Annotated in this window: 9 protein-coding genes, 4 tRNA genes and 1 pseudogene; 3 read left to right on the top strand and 11 right to left on the bottom strand. The window is 67.5% G+C overall.

The window, feature by feature from the left end:
* Positions 1 to 40 precede the first annotated feature (40 nt).
* The 5 genes from V7787_RS34795 to V7787_RS34775 all read right to left on the bottom strand — a co-directional run bounded on the left by V7787_RS34795 (position 41) and on the right by V7787_RS34775 (position 6,687).
* On the bottom strand, positions 41 to 757 hold the full coding sequence (locus V7787_RS34795; protein ID WP_336091943.1) for an SDR family NAD(P)-dependent oxidoreductase: 717 nt from the start codon (positions 755 to 757) through the stop codon (positions 41 to 43).
* Positions 757 to 1,320, bottom strand: coding sequence for a 2-amino-4-hydroxy-6-hydroxymethyldihydropteridine diphosphokinase (locus tag V7787_RS34790; protein ID WP_336091942.1), 564 nt, complete (start codon positions 1,318 to 1,320; stop codon positions 757 to 759). The genes V7787_RS34795 and V7787_RS34790 overlap by 1 nt, the downstream gene beginning before the upstream one ends.
* A 203-nt stretch (positions 1,321 to 1,523) precedes the next feature.
* Positions 1,524 to 2,507 (bottom strand): NAD-dependent epimerase/dehydratase family protein, encoded by a 984-nt coding sequence (locus V7787_RS34785; RefSeq protein ID WP_336091941.1) that lies wholly within the window; start codon positions 2,505 to 2,507, stop codon positions 1,524 to 1,526.
* 380 nt (positions 2,508 to 2,887) lie between these two features.
* Entirely contained in the window at positions 2,888 to 5,860 is a 2,973-nt protein-coding gene (locus V7787_RS34780; protein ID WP_336091940.1) for a S8 family serine peptidase, read from the bottom strand.
* Positions 5,861 to 6,477: 617 nt separating this feature from the next.
* Positions 6,478 to 6,687 carry a hypothetical protein gene (locus V7787_RS34775; RefSeq protein ID WP_336091939.1) on the bottom strand — a complete coding sequence of 70 codons (210 nt, stop codon included), beginning with the start codon at positions 6,685 to 6,687 and terminating at the stop codon, positions 6,478 to 6,480.
* A 242-nt stretch (positions 6,688 to 6,929) separates the two neighbouring features.
* Here V7787_RS34775 and V7787_RS34770 point away from each other — a divergent pair, with 242 nt between their 5' ends.
* The 3 genes from V7787_RS34770 to V7787_RS34760 all read left to right on the top strand — a co-directional run bounded on the left by V7787_RS34770 (position 6,930) and on the right by V7787_RS34760 (position 8,143).
* Entirely contained in the window at positions 6,930 to 7,301 is a 372-nt protein-coding gene (locus tag V7787_RS34770; RefSeq protein ID WP_336091938.1) for a VOC family protein, read from the top strand.
* A gap of 118 nt (positions 7,302 to 7,419) precedes the next feature.
* Positions 7,420 to 7,506 (top strand) — tRNA-Leu (locus V7787_RS34765).
* A gap of 169 nt (positions 7,507 to 7,675) precedes the next feature.
* A complete protein-coding gene (locus tag V7787_RS34760) occupies positions 7,676 to 8,143 on the top strand; it encodes a DUF952 domain-containing protein (protein WP_336091937.1) in 468 nt (155 codons plus the stop codon).
* Between the two features lie 118 nt (positions 8,144 to 8,261).
* On the opposite strand, the gene V7787_RS34755 is transcribed toward V7787_RS34760, so the two are convergent.
* The 6 genes and pseudogenes from V7787_RS34755 to uvrC all read right to left on the bottom strand — a co-directional run.
* Complete coding sequence (locus tag V7787_RS34755; protein ID WP_336091935.1) at positions 8,262 to 8,600, bottom strand: DUF5713 family protein; 339 nt, start codon at positions 8,598 to 8,600, stop codon at positions 8,262 to 8,264.
* 274 nt (positions 8,601 to 8,874) lie between these two features.
* A tRNA-Gly gene (locus V7787_RS34750) sits at positions 8,875 to 8,950 on the bottom strand.
* 64 nt (positions 8,951 to 9,014) lie between these two features.
* Positions 9,015 to 9,088: transfer RNA gene (locus tag V7787_RS34745), tRNA-Cys, on the bottom strand.
* 152 nt (positions 9,089 to 9,240) lie between these two features.
* A tRNA-Gly gene (locus V7787_RS34740) sits at positions 9,241 to 9,316 on the bottom strand.
* A 179-nt stretch (positions 9,317 to 9,495) separates the two neighbouring features.
* Positions 9,496 to 10,065, bottom strand: coding sequence for a CDP-diacylglycerol--glycerol-3-phosphate 3-phosphatidyltransferase (gene pgsA, locus V7787_RS34735; protein ID WP_336091945.1), 570 nt, complete (start codon positions 10,063 to 10,065; stop codon positions 9,496 to 9,498).
* Positions 10,066 to 10,211: 146 nt separating this feature from the next.
* Positions 10,212 to 12,026: pseudogene (gene uvrC / locus V7787_RS34730) on the bottom strand (excinuclease ABC subunit UvrC); the annotation flags it as partial.
* Between the last annotated feature and the right edge of the window lie 285 nt (positions 12,027 to 12,311).

Genomic DNA, 12,311 nt, shown 5'->3' with positions numbered 1-12,311 from the left:
ACAAAACCACGGCGCGAACAACGACACCGTCGCGCAACGCTCAAACCTTGAAGCGCCCGCCATCCACCCGCAAAACCTCGCCGGTGATGTAAGCCGCATCGCGCAGATACAGCACCGCGTCGACCACGTCGTCGACCGAACCCATCCGGCCTAGCACCGTGCGCGCGGCGATCGCGTCTTGCTGTTCGGCGCGTTCGGCCGGATCGCGCACCGACGGCAGCACCGTGCCCGGGGCGACCGCGTTGACCCGGCACGGGCTCAGTTCGGCGGCCAGGGCGCGGACCATGCCGGCGCCGGCGGCGCGGCTGACCTGGTAGGCGCTGTGGCCGGGGAAGGAACGGTCCAGGTAGGTATCGAGCAGCATCACCACCGAGTTCAACGGATGCCGCGCGTGCAGGCTCACCACCAGCTCCCACGGCGCCAGCAGGTTCACCCGCAGGTGCTGCTGCAAGCGCTCGCGTTCTTCCTCGATGCGCGCCTGCCCGCCGTCGGCCGCGCCGAGCGCGCCCCAGGCGTAACCGCGTTCGAACAACGAAGCGCTGAGCACCACGTCGGTGACCGGCGCCGTCGGCAACGCCGGCAGCGGCTGGTTCATGTCCCAGCACCATTCCAGCACCGGCGCCGAATACGGCTCGGGCACGCTGTCGGCGCTGCGCCGGTGCGCGACCACGGCATCGCCGCGGCGTAGGCAGGCTTCGGCGATGGCGCGGCCGATCCGGCGCGAGGCGCCGGTGACCAAGGTCGTGCGTGGCGGCATCAGCCGGTCTCCCGTTGCGAGGCCGAAGCCAGCCGGTCGGCCGCCTCGCGCAGGTAACGCTGCACGAACGCGGCGCTGGCGAAGCAATAAAAACCGCTGGCGTTGTGTTCCGGATCGAAGCCGCGCTGGCCGGCGAGCGCGGTCAGTTGTTCCTGCAACGCCGGCAACGGCAGCTGGCGCAAGCCGTGGAACAGATACGGCCGGCCCGGGTCGTAGCGCGCCTGCCAGCGCGGCGCGCCGTCGATGCGGCCGACCAGGTCGATGTCCAGCGGCACCGGCATCTGCCGGCGCGGATCGCGTTCGCGGCCGAATTCGGCTTCCAGTTGCTTGAAGCGCCGCTCCAGCGCGGCATCGGCCGGCGTCGCGCCGCGCCACTCCAGCGCCAGCATCAGGTTGACCGTGGCGCCGCCGCGGTACGGGCGGTGGCGGTCGCCGTACAACTCGGACACGCCGCGCAGCGAGTCGGCGCCGGCTTCGGCGGTCAGTTGGGCCGCGGCTTCGAGCAGATTTTCCACCCGCGCGCCGTCGCTGGCGCCCAGGCAGATCAGCGCGATCCAGCTCATGCCGCGCGCGCCGGTATGTAGCGGCGGCAGCGTCGAATCGGCGAATGGGTATCCATGGTCTTGCGCTCCAAGTTGCGCGCGCCCGGTCACGGCGGCCGCGGCGTCGAATGAGGCGCGATCGGCGCGGACGGCCGCGCGATCGCTTCGCCCGCATTCTAGCCAGCAAACGATGGGTTCCAGCGTGACGGGCGCGGCGCCCGCGTTCAGGACACCGGGTACGGCATGTCCTGGAAGCGCTGCGCGTGGTAGCCCTTGATCCCGACCTGATGGGCCAGTTCGCTGCGGAAATCCAGGCCCGCGCGCAGACAATCCAGGACGTAGCCGAAACCGAAGCGCGGCTCCCAGTGCAGGTCGCGCCGGGCGGCCTGGTTCACATAAACGCGATCCAGCTGCGGCAACAGCGCCCAGCCTTTGGCCGCGTACAGCTCGCGGCAGTGCGGGAACAGCCGCTCGACCACCATCGCCGCATCGCGGCTGAGTTCGGCCAGATCCTCCGGCGCGAACGGCGTGGTCGCCGAGACGATGTAGCGGCCGAAACCGAGCGCCGGCGCGCGCTCGATCGCGCACAGGTGCGCCTGCACCACATCGTCGATATCGGCGCGGCGATACAGCAGCTCATTGGCCTGCATGTTGGCCGAGTCGAAACGGCTGCGCACCGCGGCATCGTCGTCGTCCTCGGGGAAGAACCGCGAGGTGCGCAGCACCAGCACCGGCAGACCGTGCTTGCGCTGGAACAGTTCGCACAGGCCCTCGGCGGCGATCTTGGTCGTGCCGTAAATATTCTTGGGAATCGGCGCGACCTGCTCGGTGATCCAGGTCGCCGGCTCGCCCGGCCGCGGCGTCAACGCCGCGCCGAACGCGCTGGTGGTGCTGGTGAAAATGAAGCACTCCACGCCTTCGGCCACGGCCGCTTCCAGCAGCGCCAGGGTTCCGGCGATGTTGGTGTCGACGAATTGCCGATAGCTGTGGGTGGCCACATGCGGCTTGTGCAAGGTGGCCGAATGGATCACGCAGCGCACACCGCGCATGGCTTCGGCCACGACTTCGCGGTCGGCGATGGAACCGACCAGATCGGTGAACGCCGACGGCTTGATGTCCAGCCCGCGCGCCGACCGCGACTGTGCGCGCAAACGCCGCATCAGGCCTTCGCCCAGGTGGCCGGCGCTGCCGGTGACGAGGATGGTCATAACGCAGTGCTCGCGGGAGTCTTGCCGGAAAAGCTTGCGGAAAAGCGCCGCCGCGCGCTCGGGGCGCGACGGCGATGCGGGGATGTCCGCTAGGTTACAAGCCCATGCGCGCCGCTGCCACGGACAGATGTCACAGCCGCATCAAGCCCCGCCGTCCCGGCCGCCCGCATCGGCGCTCGCCGACAGCCGGCCCCAACCCCGCTCCAAGCGCGTCCCGCACGTGTTGCATTCCCGGTTGTTGCAATAGAACAACTCGACCCGGCCGACGCGGAGCGGGACGCATGCGCCCCGCTCCGCCTTTTGCTCCTTCCGTGGAGCTGCCGATTGAACCGATATCGAACCAGCGGCGAGCCGTTCGGCTCGCCGCGAACCCACGTCGATTACTGGGCCGAAGCGACCTCGGAGGTTGCGCCGGCCGCGGCGGCGACCACCGCCGTCGATGCCGACGCGACGCATGCGGACACGCGCCCTTCGACATCGCCACCGACAGCGCGCACCACATAGCCGTAACCCTTGCCGTCGTCGATCAGATTGTCGACCAACGTCAGGGCGCCACCCGCGGCCGCCGACTGATGCGCCACCAGGCGATACCCCTTCGCCGTCGTCTCCGCGTTGCAGCCGCCTTCGATTCGATAGAGCTGGTAGCCGGCGGCGTTGGCGACCGCGCCGAACTGCACGGTCACGCTCGGCGCCGGCAACGCCACCCGATTGGCCACCCGCACTGCGGTCGGCGCGGCCAATTGCGCCTTGCCTTGCGCCGGGCCGAACGCACCGGAGGCCACCAGCGCATAGCCCTGGCGGTCGCTGCCGGCCAGATCGGCACCGGCGCCGGGCACGTAAGTCCCCTTGACCCGCAGCTTGTAACGGCCGGCGACCGGCGCGGTCAGCCGGATCTGCTCGACGTTGTTGAGCACGTCGGCGTCGTTGGGCCCGGCCTGCAGGCAGCGCTGGGTCGTATTGCGCATCTGGTTGTAGCGCTCGCGGGTGCAGAACTCCTTCGACACGCCCTTGACCAGGCTGTTGCCGCGGTACACGCGTCCGTCCGGCCCTTCGACTTCCAGATCCAGGTCGTTGACCAGCGCGACCGCCGCGCCGGCGGTGGTGGGCGGATCCATCCAGGTCAGGGTCACCCGCAGTTCCTCTCCCGCCCGCAGCGCGGCGAGCTCGTACTCGTGCTGCTCATCGGTGCGCAGGCCGTTGGCGTTGTCGCGCTCGAACAAGCGCAAACGGCGGTTGTCGTTGCCGCCGAGCGTGGTGCGCTGGAACCACAAGTTCGAGTCCAGCCAAGGACGGCCCCAACCGCCGCCCAGAATCGGCCAGTCCGCGCCGCCCTTGTTGATCGGGCTGGAGGCATTGGCCGGATCCTTGACCGGCCGGGTGCCGTTGAGCAGCACCGCCTTGAGCGCCGCCGAACTCGGCGCCAGCCGATCGGCGACCGTGCGCTGGCCGGAGGGATAAAAGCCGTCGGTGAAGTACTGCCGCGTCAGCGCGGCCACCGCCGAAATCGCCGGCGCCGCCATCGAGGTGCCCGTCATCGCCTTGGTCTTCGGCGTATAGCCGGCTTGCGCCACGCCCGACGAATTCAGACACAGCCCCAAAAAGAACGGAGAATCGCAGGTCGCCGAAACCACGTCCGTGCCCGGCGCGGCGATATCCGGCTTAAAACGCCCGTCCGGAGTACCGCGGCTGGAGTAGCTGTCGATCTCGGTCGACGAGCCGTGCTTGGTGGCCGCCACGCTCAGAATGTTCTTGGCCAGGCTGATGTCGCCGATGCTGTTCCAGCAACGTCCGCCGCGAAGTTCCTGATCGCAGGCGAACCTGGGATCGCCGTTGTCGCCGAAGTTTCCGGCGGCATGCACGACCAACAGATCGTTGCGATACGTCGAGATGTCGGCCGCGCGCGCGTAGACGCCATAGCCGTTGCGGAACACGCCCCAGCTGTTGTTGTGCACGCGCGCGCCGGCGGCGTAGGCCTGATCGAGCACCTTTTGATGGGGGAATCTGCCCTCGTTGGCGTCGCCCTCCTTGAACGAGGATGCCTGGAACAGCAACTGCGCATGCGGCGCGTTGCCGTCGGCGCTGTCGTGCTCGGGCTGGCCGAGGAAGGACGCCGAATACAGGCTCTCGCCGTACTCGCCCGACAAATCGCCGGCGATGATCCCCGACACGTGGGTGCCGTGCTCGCTGGCGAGGGCCGAGCCCATGAACTCGGGCACGCTCGGCGCCCACACGCCGATCAGCTTGTTGGCCGGCGACAACGGCCCGATCGCGAGCGGCTGATTGTCGCCCGCCGGCGCGATAACCGAGTACGGCGTGATCGCCGCCGCCGGATCGCCGCCGTCGGCGCCGCGCAGATAGGTGAACCAGGCTTCGTCGTTGTCGATCGGAGAATCCATCACGCCCACGATCTGCCCCGAACCGACGATGCCCTGATCCCAGATCGGCGTCGCGCCCGTCACCCGTCCTTCGCCCGGCTCGGCGGTTCCCGCGCGTGGCGCATAGTTGCTCTGCAGCACCGGAATCGTCGCGGTGTTGAGCAACTGCGGTCCGGCATGACGGCTGATCTGTTGCACCGAATCGATCTGGCCGAGCGCCGACAACGCCTCGGCGAGCAGCGCGCCGGGCACTTCCAGCCGCACCGACGGCGCCTCGGCATCGTTGAACACCTGCAGCAGTTTCGCCCCCGGCAGGCGCGACTGAATCGCTTGCGCGGCGGTGCGCGCGTTCTCGTGATCGAACAGGCTCGCAACCAGCGAAGTCTTGTCGAATTTGACCGCGGCGCCGCCCTGCACCTGCCGCAACAGATCCGGCGCGAGCTTCATGTCGGAACGATAGCCGCCGGCCCAGCGAACGCCCTGGAGTTTCCGCAGCGCGCCGATCCCGCCGCTCTCGGTGCGCACCAGATAGGCGTTGTTGGGCACGTAGCCGAGAATCTCGGCGCCGCTGTTTTGCAACACCGCGCGCTGATCGCTCGCGCCTTCCTGGAACTGCACGATCGCGTACCGATCCGATACCGCCACGCCGGCGTTCGACACGTTCTGGCGCGGATCGGCCGGATCGAACAAACCCGATTGCAGGATCAGCTTGCGCTTGTCGCGGACCGCGGCGGCGATGGCGCTCTGGCTCGCGGGCACCACGCCTGCGGCGGGAGTGACCGAGGCCAACCATTGCTTGCGTGCGCGCTGCGCCACCGAGTCGTTGCCCGGATCGGCCGCGTTGCCGACGCTCGCCACGGCGCCCGCGGCGGTCGAACCGCCCGCATCGTGGGCCAGGTTGCTGTAAACGAAGGTTCCAAGCGCCGCCGCGACAGCGGTGGCGATTCCGCCGCGAACGAGTTTGCGTTTATTGTTCATGCGTCAATTCCTCGGGCTGTATGGATTGCTGATCGTCGTATCCATCGAACGACGCCTCTCATCCCGATGCGCACGAATCAGTTGCAACGCGCATTGTTGGCGTGGCCCGACTTCGTAGTACTAAAACGCAGCGTCCGATACCCACCCCACCCGATTTTCCGCGCCATGCTTCGAACTGCTTCGCGTTTCGTGAATCGCTCACGGTCAGCGATTTTTTGTAGGGAGCCGCGGCCGATCTACGTTGTTTGAACCGAAATGCGCTTGGCCTTCGGTTTGCCGACCGGCTCGTTGCAAGCGAGGTTCGAACGCGAGTGCGCGCGCAAGCCATGCGAATCGAAACCGGTTTCGTCGCGCCGATGTCTTCCGCGCGATCCATCTCGTCGACAGCCGCCGTCATGGCGCGGCGCGACGACACCGCTGAATGGAAGATCGTCGCGCGCCGATATCGATGGCGACGTCGATCAGGCGATCGACGTCGCCCAAGCGCGGCGAAGAATTACTGGATCGACCGCTTCGACCAACTCGGCGCCCGCGACCGGCCCCGCGCGGCGCACAAGGCGATGGCTCTGAAGCTCATCCGATTCGCAGCGCGCAAACGGACCGCCCGACTCGCCCGCTCACACTTTCGGCGGTACGCGCGTCGGGATCGCAGCGCCGTCGTCTGGATTCGACGCATCGGATCGCTCCGCTGGCGGGAGCGTCGTATCGGCCGAGGTCGCCTCGCGTGCGGCGGCGACGATCGCCCGCGCCAAACGTTCGGGGTCGTCGATCTGGGACAAACGCACGGCCAGGCGGTTGTAGCGCGATGCGTTGGAGCGAGGATCCATGGCGGTCCGGGAATCGATGGCGCGAGCCGACGGCTCGCGAGCTGCCGCTCAGGATGCGCCCGCCGATGTAGGCCGAATGTCGGAATCGCCCGCGCTGCGATCGGCCGGTTCGGTCCCACGCGGCGCAGACCGGCGACCGACGGCCCCAGCGGCCGCCGCAGCGAAGGCGCGCTCGAACCCACCCGGCGGCTTGGCTAGGATGGCCGCGACACCATCGCCCGCCGCTTCCGGAGCCCCGGCCCATGCAAACCAGCCTCAGACTGCATTGTCGCGACCTGCGCGCATCGATCGAGTTTTACGACCGCATCTTCTGGGCACGGCCGCAGCAACGCCGCGACCCGGACGCCAAGGTGCAGCACGTGGCGATCGGCAATGGCTTGTGGTTGAAGCTGATCGAGCGCGATCACCGGCCCGCGACCGACAGCCACCTGGAATTCGAAGGCGTCGACGTCATGTCGCTGTACCAGCGCATCCGCGGTCGCATTCCCGAGCGCGAGGGCTTACGCGAAGACCTGCCCCCGGGCCACTGCTGGGGACCGTACGAATACCCGGGCGGCCATCTGCTGGTGATCCGCGATCCGGATGGGCACGACCTGGATTTCGTCGAGTGGTGACCGCGCGGCCTGCGCAGCGAACATCCGCGTCGCGGCCCGCCGCCCGGCAGCGCCAGAACCGCCGCCCGCGGACGTGCCGCGCAACGAATAGGCTAAACTAGCCCGGTCACCGCATCCTGCCCGGATGGCGAAATCGGTAGACGCAGCGGACTTAAAATCCGCCGGCCTCGCGGCCGTGCCGGTTCGAGTCCGGCTCCGGGCACCACAGGTCAATGCCGGGATGTCTGGATGCATTCTGCAGAATGTGCGAAGGCCGGCGACCCCAGACCCGTATCCGCAGGCGCCCGCCGCGTCGAGCGTCCAACCCCGAAGCGAGCGCACGCGCACATCGCAGGGCACAAGTCGTGAATCGAAATGCCGCGGGAATTTCATGGTTGGCGTTCGCGCTCGCCGCCGGCCTTGGTCCAAACGCAATAGCCGCAGAGGACATCGTGCCCCCAGACGTCGCTTACAAGATATTGACGCGCCCGCAGATGGAGAAGCTCGAGGCGGACGGACGATTCGAAGGTTCGCAGCAGGATGCCGCCGATGGCTACATCCATCTTTCGACCGAGCAGCAATTGAATCGAACCGCCGATTCGCATTTTTCCGGCAACACCGATCTGTTCGTCGCATCGGTGAACGTGAAAGCCGCGGGCGAAAAAATCAGGTGGGAGACCTCGCCGCGCAGCGGTCTGATTTTCCCTCATCTGTATGGCGTGCTGGATCGATGCCTGGTGATGTCGCTCGCTCCTCTGCGGCGGGACGACCGCGGGCGCGTCGTCCTGGATGCGCGGTCCGAACCTTCCGCCGACTCCGGTCGCGGGTCCGGCGCGCGCGGATGCGCGCCGACGGGAGAATGACTGCGCAAGCGGCGAACGGATCGGAATGCGGCGTCGGGATCGTCGCCGCGCGCGCCCGGGCGCTCGGCGAGCCGCCGATGTTTTCCTGGACGACGCCGTATCCGCCGATCGCCGCCACTCACCAATCGCGGGTAGCGATCAACTCCTCGATATCGGCCTGGAACCCGTACGCCTGCGCGATCAAGGCGAAATCGCCGCCGATGCTTTCGCGCGCGGCGGTTTCGATTTCGCTGTCGTGCTCGTAGAACTCTTCGGCCAGATCGTTGAAGCGATCCGTCGCTGCGTGGGTCAAGCGATACAAGGCATCCAGATCGGCCGGACGCTGGTCTTCGATCGCCTCGCACAGTCCGATCAGGATCTGCTGCCCCTTGGCCACCAGATGCGGCGGGAAGTACGCGTCGTTCTGCATCTCGCGCAAGAACGCGTAGGTTTTCAGTTGCTCGTTAGCGATCGGCATATCGGACCTCCGTGTGCGGCCGAGCCGGCGCGGCCCTTCCTGGACCGGCCAAGTATCGCCTAAGCGCGGGTGAAGCTCGTAAAGGTGCTTGCGTCCTCAGACTGGGGGGCCACAGCCCGCTCGGACGACGCCAGGCGCTGGCGTGGCCTGCCTGCGATGCGCCCGCAAGGCGGCGCGGACCGGATGGGCGAATGCTTCGGGCAACAAAAAAGGGCCGCAAGGCCCTTGTTTGGATTAGCGCGATCCGGCCGGTGCCTGAATCGCGAAATCGGATTGGAGCGGGAAACGAGACTCGAACTCGCGACATCTACCTTGGCAAGGTAGTGCTCTACCAACTGAGCTATTCCCGCAGAAACTTTTATCTAAAACTCTTCTGAAGCGACGAACGTCCCGAAGGGGTGCGCCGATTCGAATTGGAGGCCGAGGTCGGAATTGAACCGGCGTACGCGGATTTGCAGTCCGCTGCATAACCACTCTGCCACCCGGCCGGTGACGTCGACACGTGTTGCCTACAACATACAGCCTGTTACCGAGAACGCCAGCAATTTTTTGGATCGCCTGCATTCGTTTTCTAAAAAACAAAACCCCGCGAGGGGGTTTAGTTTCAAGGAAGATTCCGTTGCCGGCATCTTCTCGAATCTGGAGCGGGAAACGAGACTCGAACTCGCGACATCTACCTTGGCAAGGTAGTGCTCTACCAACTGAGCTATTCCCGCGGAAGAACCGATATTTTAGGCATCGAAAGAAAACTGTCAACTAGTTTCTTCACGCCCCGGCGCCTTGCGGCCCGCGTCCGAACCGCCCGACAAGCCCGTCCCATAAGGTCCGCAGCGACTGGTTGCGTTGCGTCCCCTGCCCGTTCGGGCCCGGTCCGCATCGGCCGTTCCGTTGCCGGTCAGGCCGAAGGCTTGTTCGTATCGGCGCGCATTATAGGCCATGCCGCGCGCAAATAGGCCAGCCCCGACCACAACGTCAGCAGCGCGGCGGCGGCCAACATCCACTCGCCGATCTTGAACACCGGCAAGCCCAGGATGTCTTCCTGATACAGCAGACACACCAGCGCGACCATCTGCACGATGGTTTTGATCTTGCCGATCGCCGCCACCTTCACCGCCGCGCGCTGGCCGAGTTCGGCCATCCATTCGCGCAGCGCCGACACCGCGATTTCGCGGCCGACGATGACCGCCGCCCACAAGGTCATCCACACGGTCGGATGCTTCTGCACGATCAACAGCAGCGCCACCGCGACCATCAGCTTGTCGGCGACCGGATCCAGGAACGCGCCGAACGCCGAGTACTGGTTGTAACGGCGGGCGATCCAGCCATCGAGCCAGTCGGTGATCGAAGCGAACGCGAAGATGAACGCGGCCGCGAAATTGGTCCACGGATAGTCGAGGAAGAACACCACCACCAGCACCGGGATCAGCACGATCCGGGCCAGGGTCAACATGGTGGGTATGGTCAACTTCATCCTTCGCTCCGCTTGCGGTCCGGCGCCGCCTCGGCGGCGTCGGCGGGTTTACTGCGTTGGGTCTTGCTGCCCGCGGCCGCGGCCTTGGGGACTGCGCCCGGCGCGGGCGGTGCGGAGGCTTCGGCCGGCGCGTCCAGCCCGTGCAGGGCGGCGTAGATGCGCTCGGCCAAGGCTTCGTTGACGCCCTCGACCCGGGAGATTTCCTCGATCCCGGCGGCCTTCAGACCGCCCAGACCGCCGAAATGCCGCAACAGATTAGCGCGTCGGCGCGGGCCGATGCCGGGAATGTCTTCCAGCCTACTGCTGTTGCGCACCTTCTGACGACGCCCCCGATGGCCGGTGATGGCGAAACGGTGCGCCTCGTCGCGAACCTGCTGGACCAGCTGCAGCGCCGGCGACTCGGCGCCGGGGCGCACGGTGCGGCCGTCGGGCAGCAGCAGTTCCTCGTCGCCGGGGCGCCGGGCCGGGCCCTTGGCGACGCCGACCAGGATCAGGCCTTCGACCCCGAGCTCCTCCAGCGCCGCGCGCGCCTGCGCCACCTGCCCGGCGCCGCCGTCGATCAGCAGGATGTCGGGCAGCACCCCGTTTTCCTCCACCGCGCGGCGGAAACGCCGGCCGATCGCCTGATTCATCGCCGCGTAGTCGTCGCCCTCGGTGATGCCGGCGATGTTGTAGCGGCGGTACTGGCCGCGCACCGGCCCTTGCGCGTCGAACACCACGCACGAGGCGACGGTGGCCTCGCCCATGGTGTGGCTGATGTCGAAGCATTCGATCCGTTGCGGCAGCGCCGGCATCTTCAGCAAGTCGCGCAGCGCTTCGGCGCGGGCCAGTTGGGCGGAATGGCTGGTCAGTTCGGTGGCCAGGGCCAGCTCGGCGTTGCGCCGGGCCATGTCGACATAACCGGCGCGCTCGCCGCGCACGTTGGTCTTGATCTGCACCCGCCGCTCGCCGGAGGCGGAGAAGGCCTGCTCGAACAGTTCGCGGTCGGGCAGATCGCGGTCGAGCACGATTTCGCCCGGCGGGGTTTGTTCGCCGTAGTACTGGGAAATGAACGCGGTCAGCACTTCCTCGGGGTTGTCGCTGCCGCGGGTTTGCGGGAAGAACGCGCGGGTGCCCAGGTTGCGGCCGTCGCGGAACGCCAGCAGCAGCACGCAGGCGTTGACGCCGTGCATCGCCAAGGCCAGCACGTCCAGATCGGCGGCGCGGCCGTCGACGTACTGGCGCGCCTGCAGGCTGCGGATGCCGGCGATCAGATCGCGGATGCGCGCGGCGTCCTCGAAATCCAGGCGCACGCTGGCCGCTTCCATGTCGCGGCCGAGTTCGTCGGTGAGCTCATCGCTGCGGCCTTCCAGGAACAAGCCGGAGCGGCGCACGCTCTCGGCGTAGTCGCGCGCCGGCACCAGGCCGACGCAGGGCGCGCTGCAGCGGCCGATCTGATGCTGCAGGCACGGCCGCGAGCGGTTGCGGAACACGCTGTCCTCGCAGCTGCGCAGACGGAACAGCTTGTGCATCAGATTGAGCGTGTCGCGGACCGCGCCGACGCTGGCATACGGGCCGAAATAACGTCCGGCGATCGCGCGCGGGCCGCGGTGCATGGCGATGCGCGGCCAGGCCTCGGTGGTCATCAGCACGTAGGGATAGCTTTTGTCGTCGCGCAGCAGCACGTTGTAGCGCGGCTTGAGCGACTTGATCAGCTGGTTTTCCAGGATCAGCGCCTCGGCCTCGGTGCGGGTGACCGTGACCTCCATGCGCGCGGTCTGGGCCAGCATCGACATGATCCGCGCCGACTTGGGCGTGGCGTTGAAGTAACTGGAAACGCGGTTCTTGAGCGCGCCGGCCTTGCCGACGTAGAGCACGCCGTCGTCGGCGCCGATCATCCGGTACACGCCCGGCGCGGTGCTGAGGTGTTTGACGAAGGCTTTGCCGTCGAACGGCGCGGGCTGGGCGGCGCTCATGCGCGCGGCGTCCTCGCCGCGGCGCGTGGGCGACGGCGGTCGAGGCGGGCTGGCGCGGTAGCGGGCGTCGCGGTCTGGGGCATCGGGGGCGGCGTTTGGGCTCGGGAGCCGGCGGCGGATCGGGACGGGGAATGGATTGGGTCGATTATGCGGGAGTGCAAGGTGTGGGGGTGCGATGGCGGGGGCTACCCTCACCCCAACCCCTCTCCCGCAAGCGGGGTGAGGGGCCGCGCTTGCGAGCCACCGGCTCGCGCGGCACCGAACGCCCGAACGCTATGCGTTCGG

It is taken from the genome of Pseudomonas sp. CGJS7 (assembly GCF_036961695.1).
This window is presented reverse-complemented; position numbering and strand designations above follow the sequence as displayed.

Bases quoted from the DNA above. Each gene is read 5' to 3' on its own strand.
- V7787_RS34780 (WP_336091940.1), bottom strand. From the start codon at position 5,860: ATGAACAATAAACGCAAACTCGTTCGCGGCGGAATCGCCACCGCTGTC.
- V7787_RS34785 (WP_336091941.1), bottom strand. From the start codon at position 2,507: ATGACCATCCTCGTCACCGGCAGCGCCGGCCACCTGGGCGAAGGCCTG.
- V7787_RS34790 (WP_336091942.1), bottom strand. From the start codon at position 1,320: ATGAGCTGGATCGCGCTGATCTGCCTGGGCGCCAGCGACGGCGCGCGG.
- V7787_RS34755 (WP_336091935.1), bottom strand. From the start codon at position 8,600: ATGCCGATCGCTAACGAGCAACTGAAAACCTACGCGTTCTTGCGCGAG.
- V7787_RS34795 (WP_336091943.1), bottom strand. From the start codon at position 757: ATGCCGCCACGCACGACCTTGGTCACCGGCGCCTCGCGCCGGATCGGC.
- V7787_RS34770 (WP_336091938.1), top strand. From the start codon at position 6,930: ATGCAAACCAGCCTCAGACTGCATTGTCGCGACCTGCGCGCATCGATC.
- V7787_RS34775 (WP_336091939.1), bottom strand. From the start codon at position 6,687: ATGGATCCTCGCTCCAACGCATCGCGCTACAACCGCCTGGCCGTGCGT.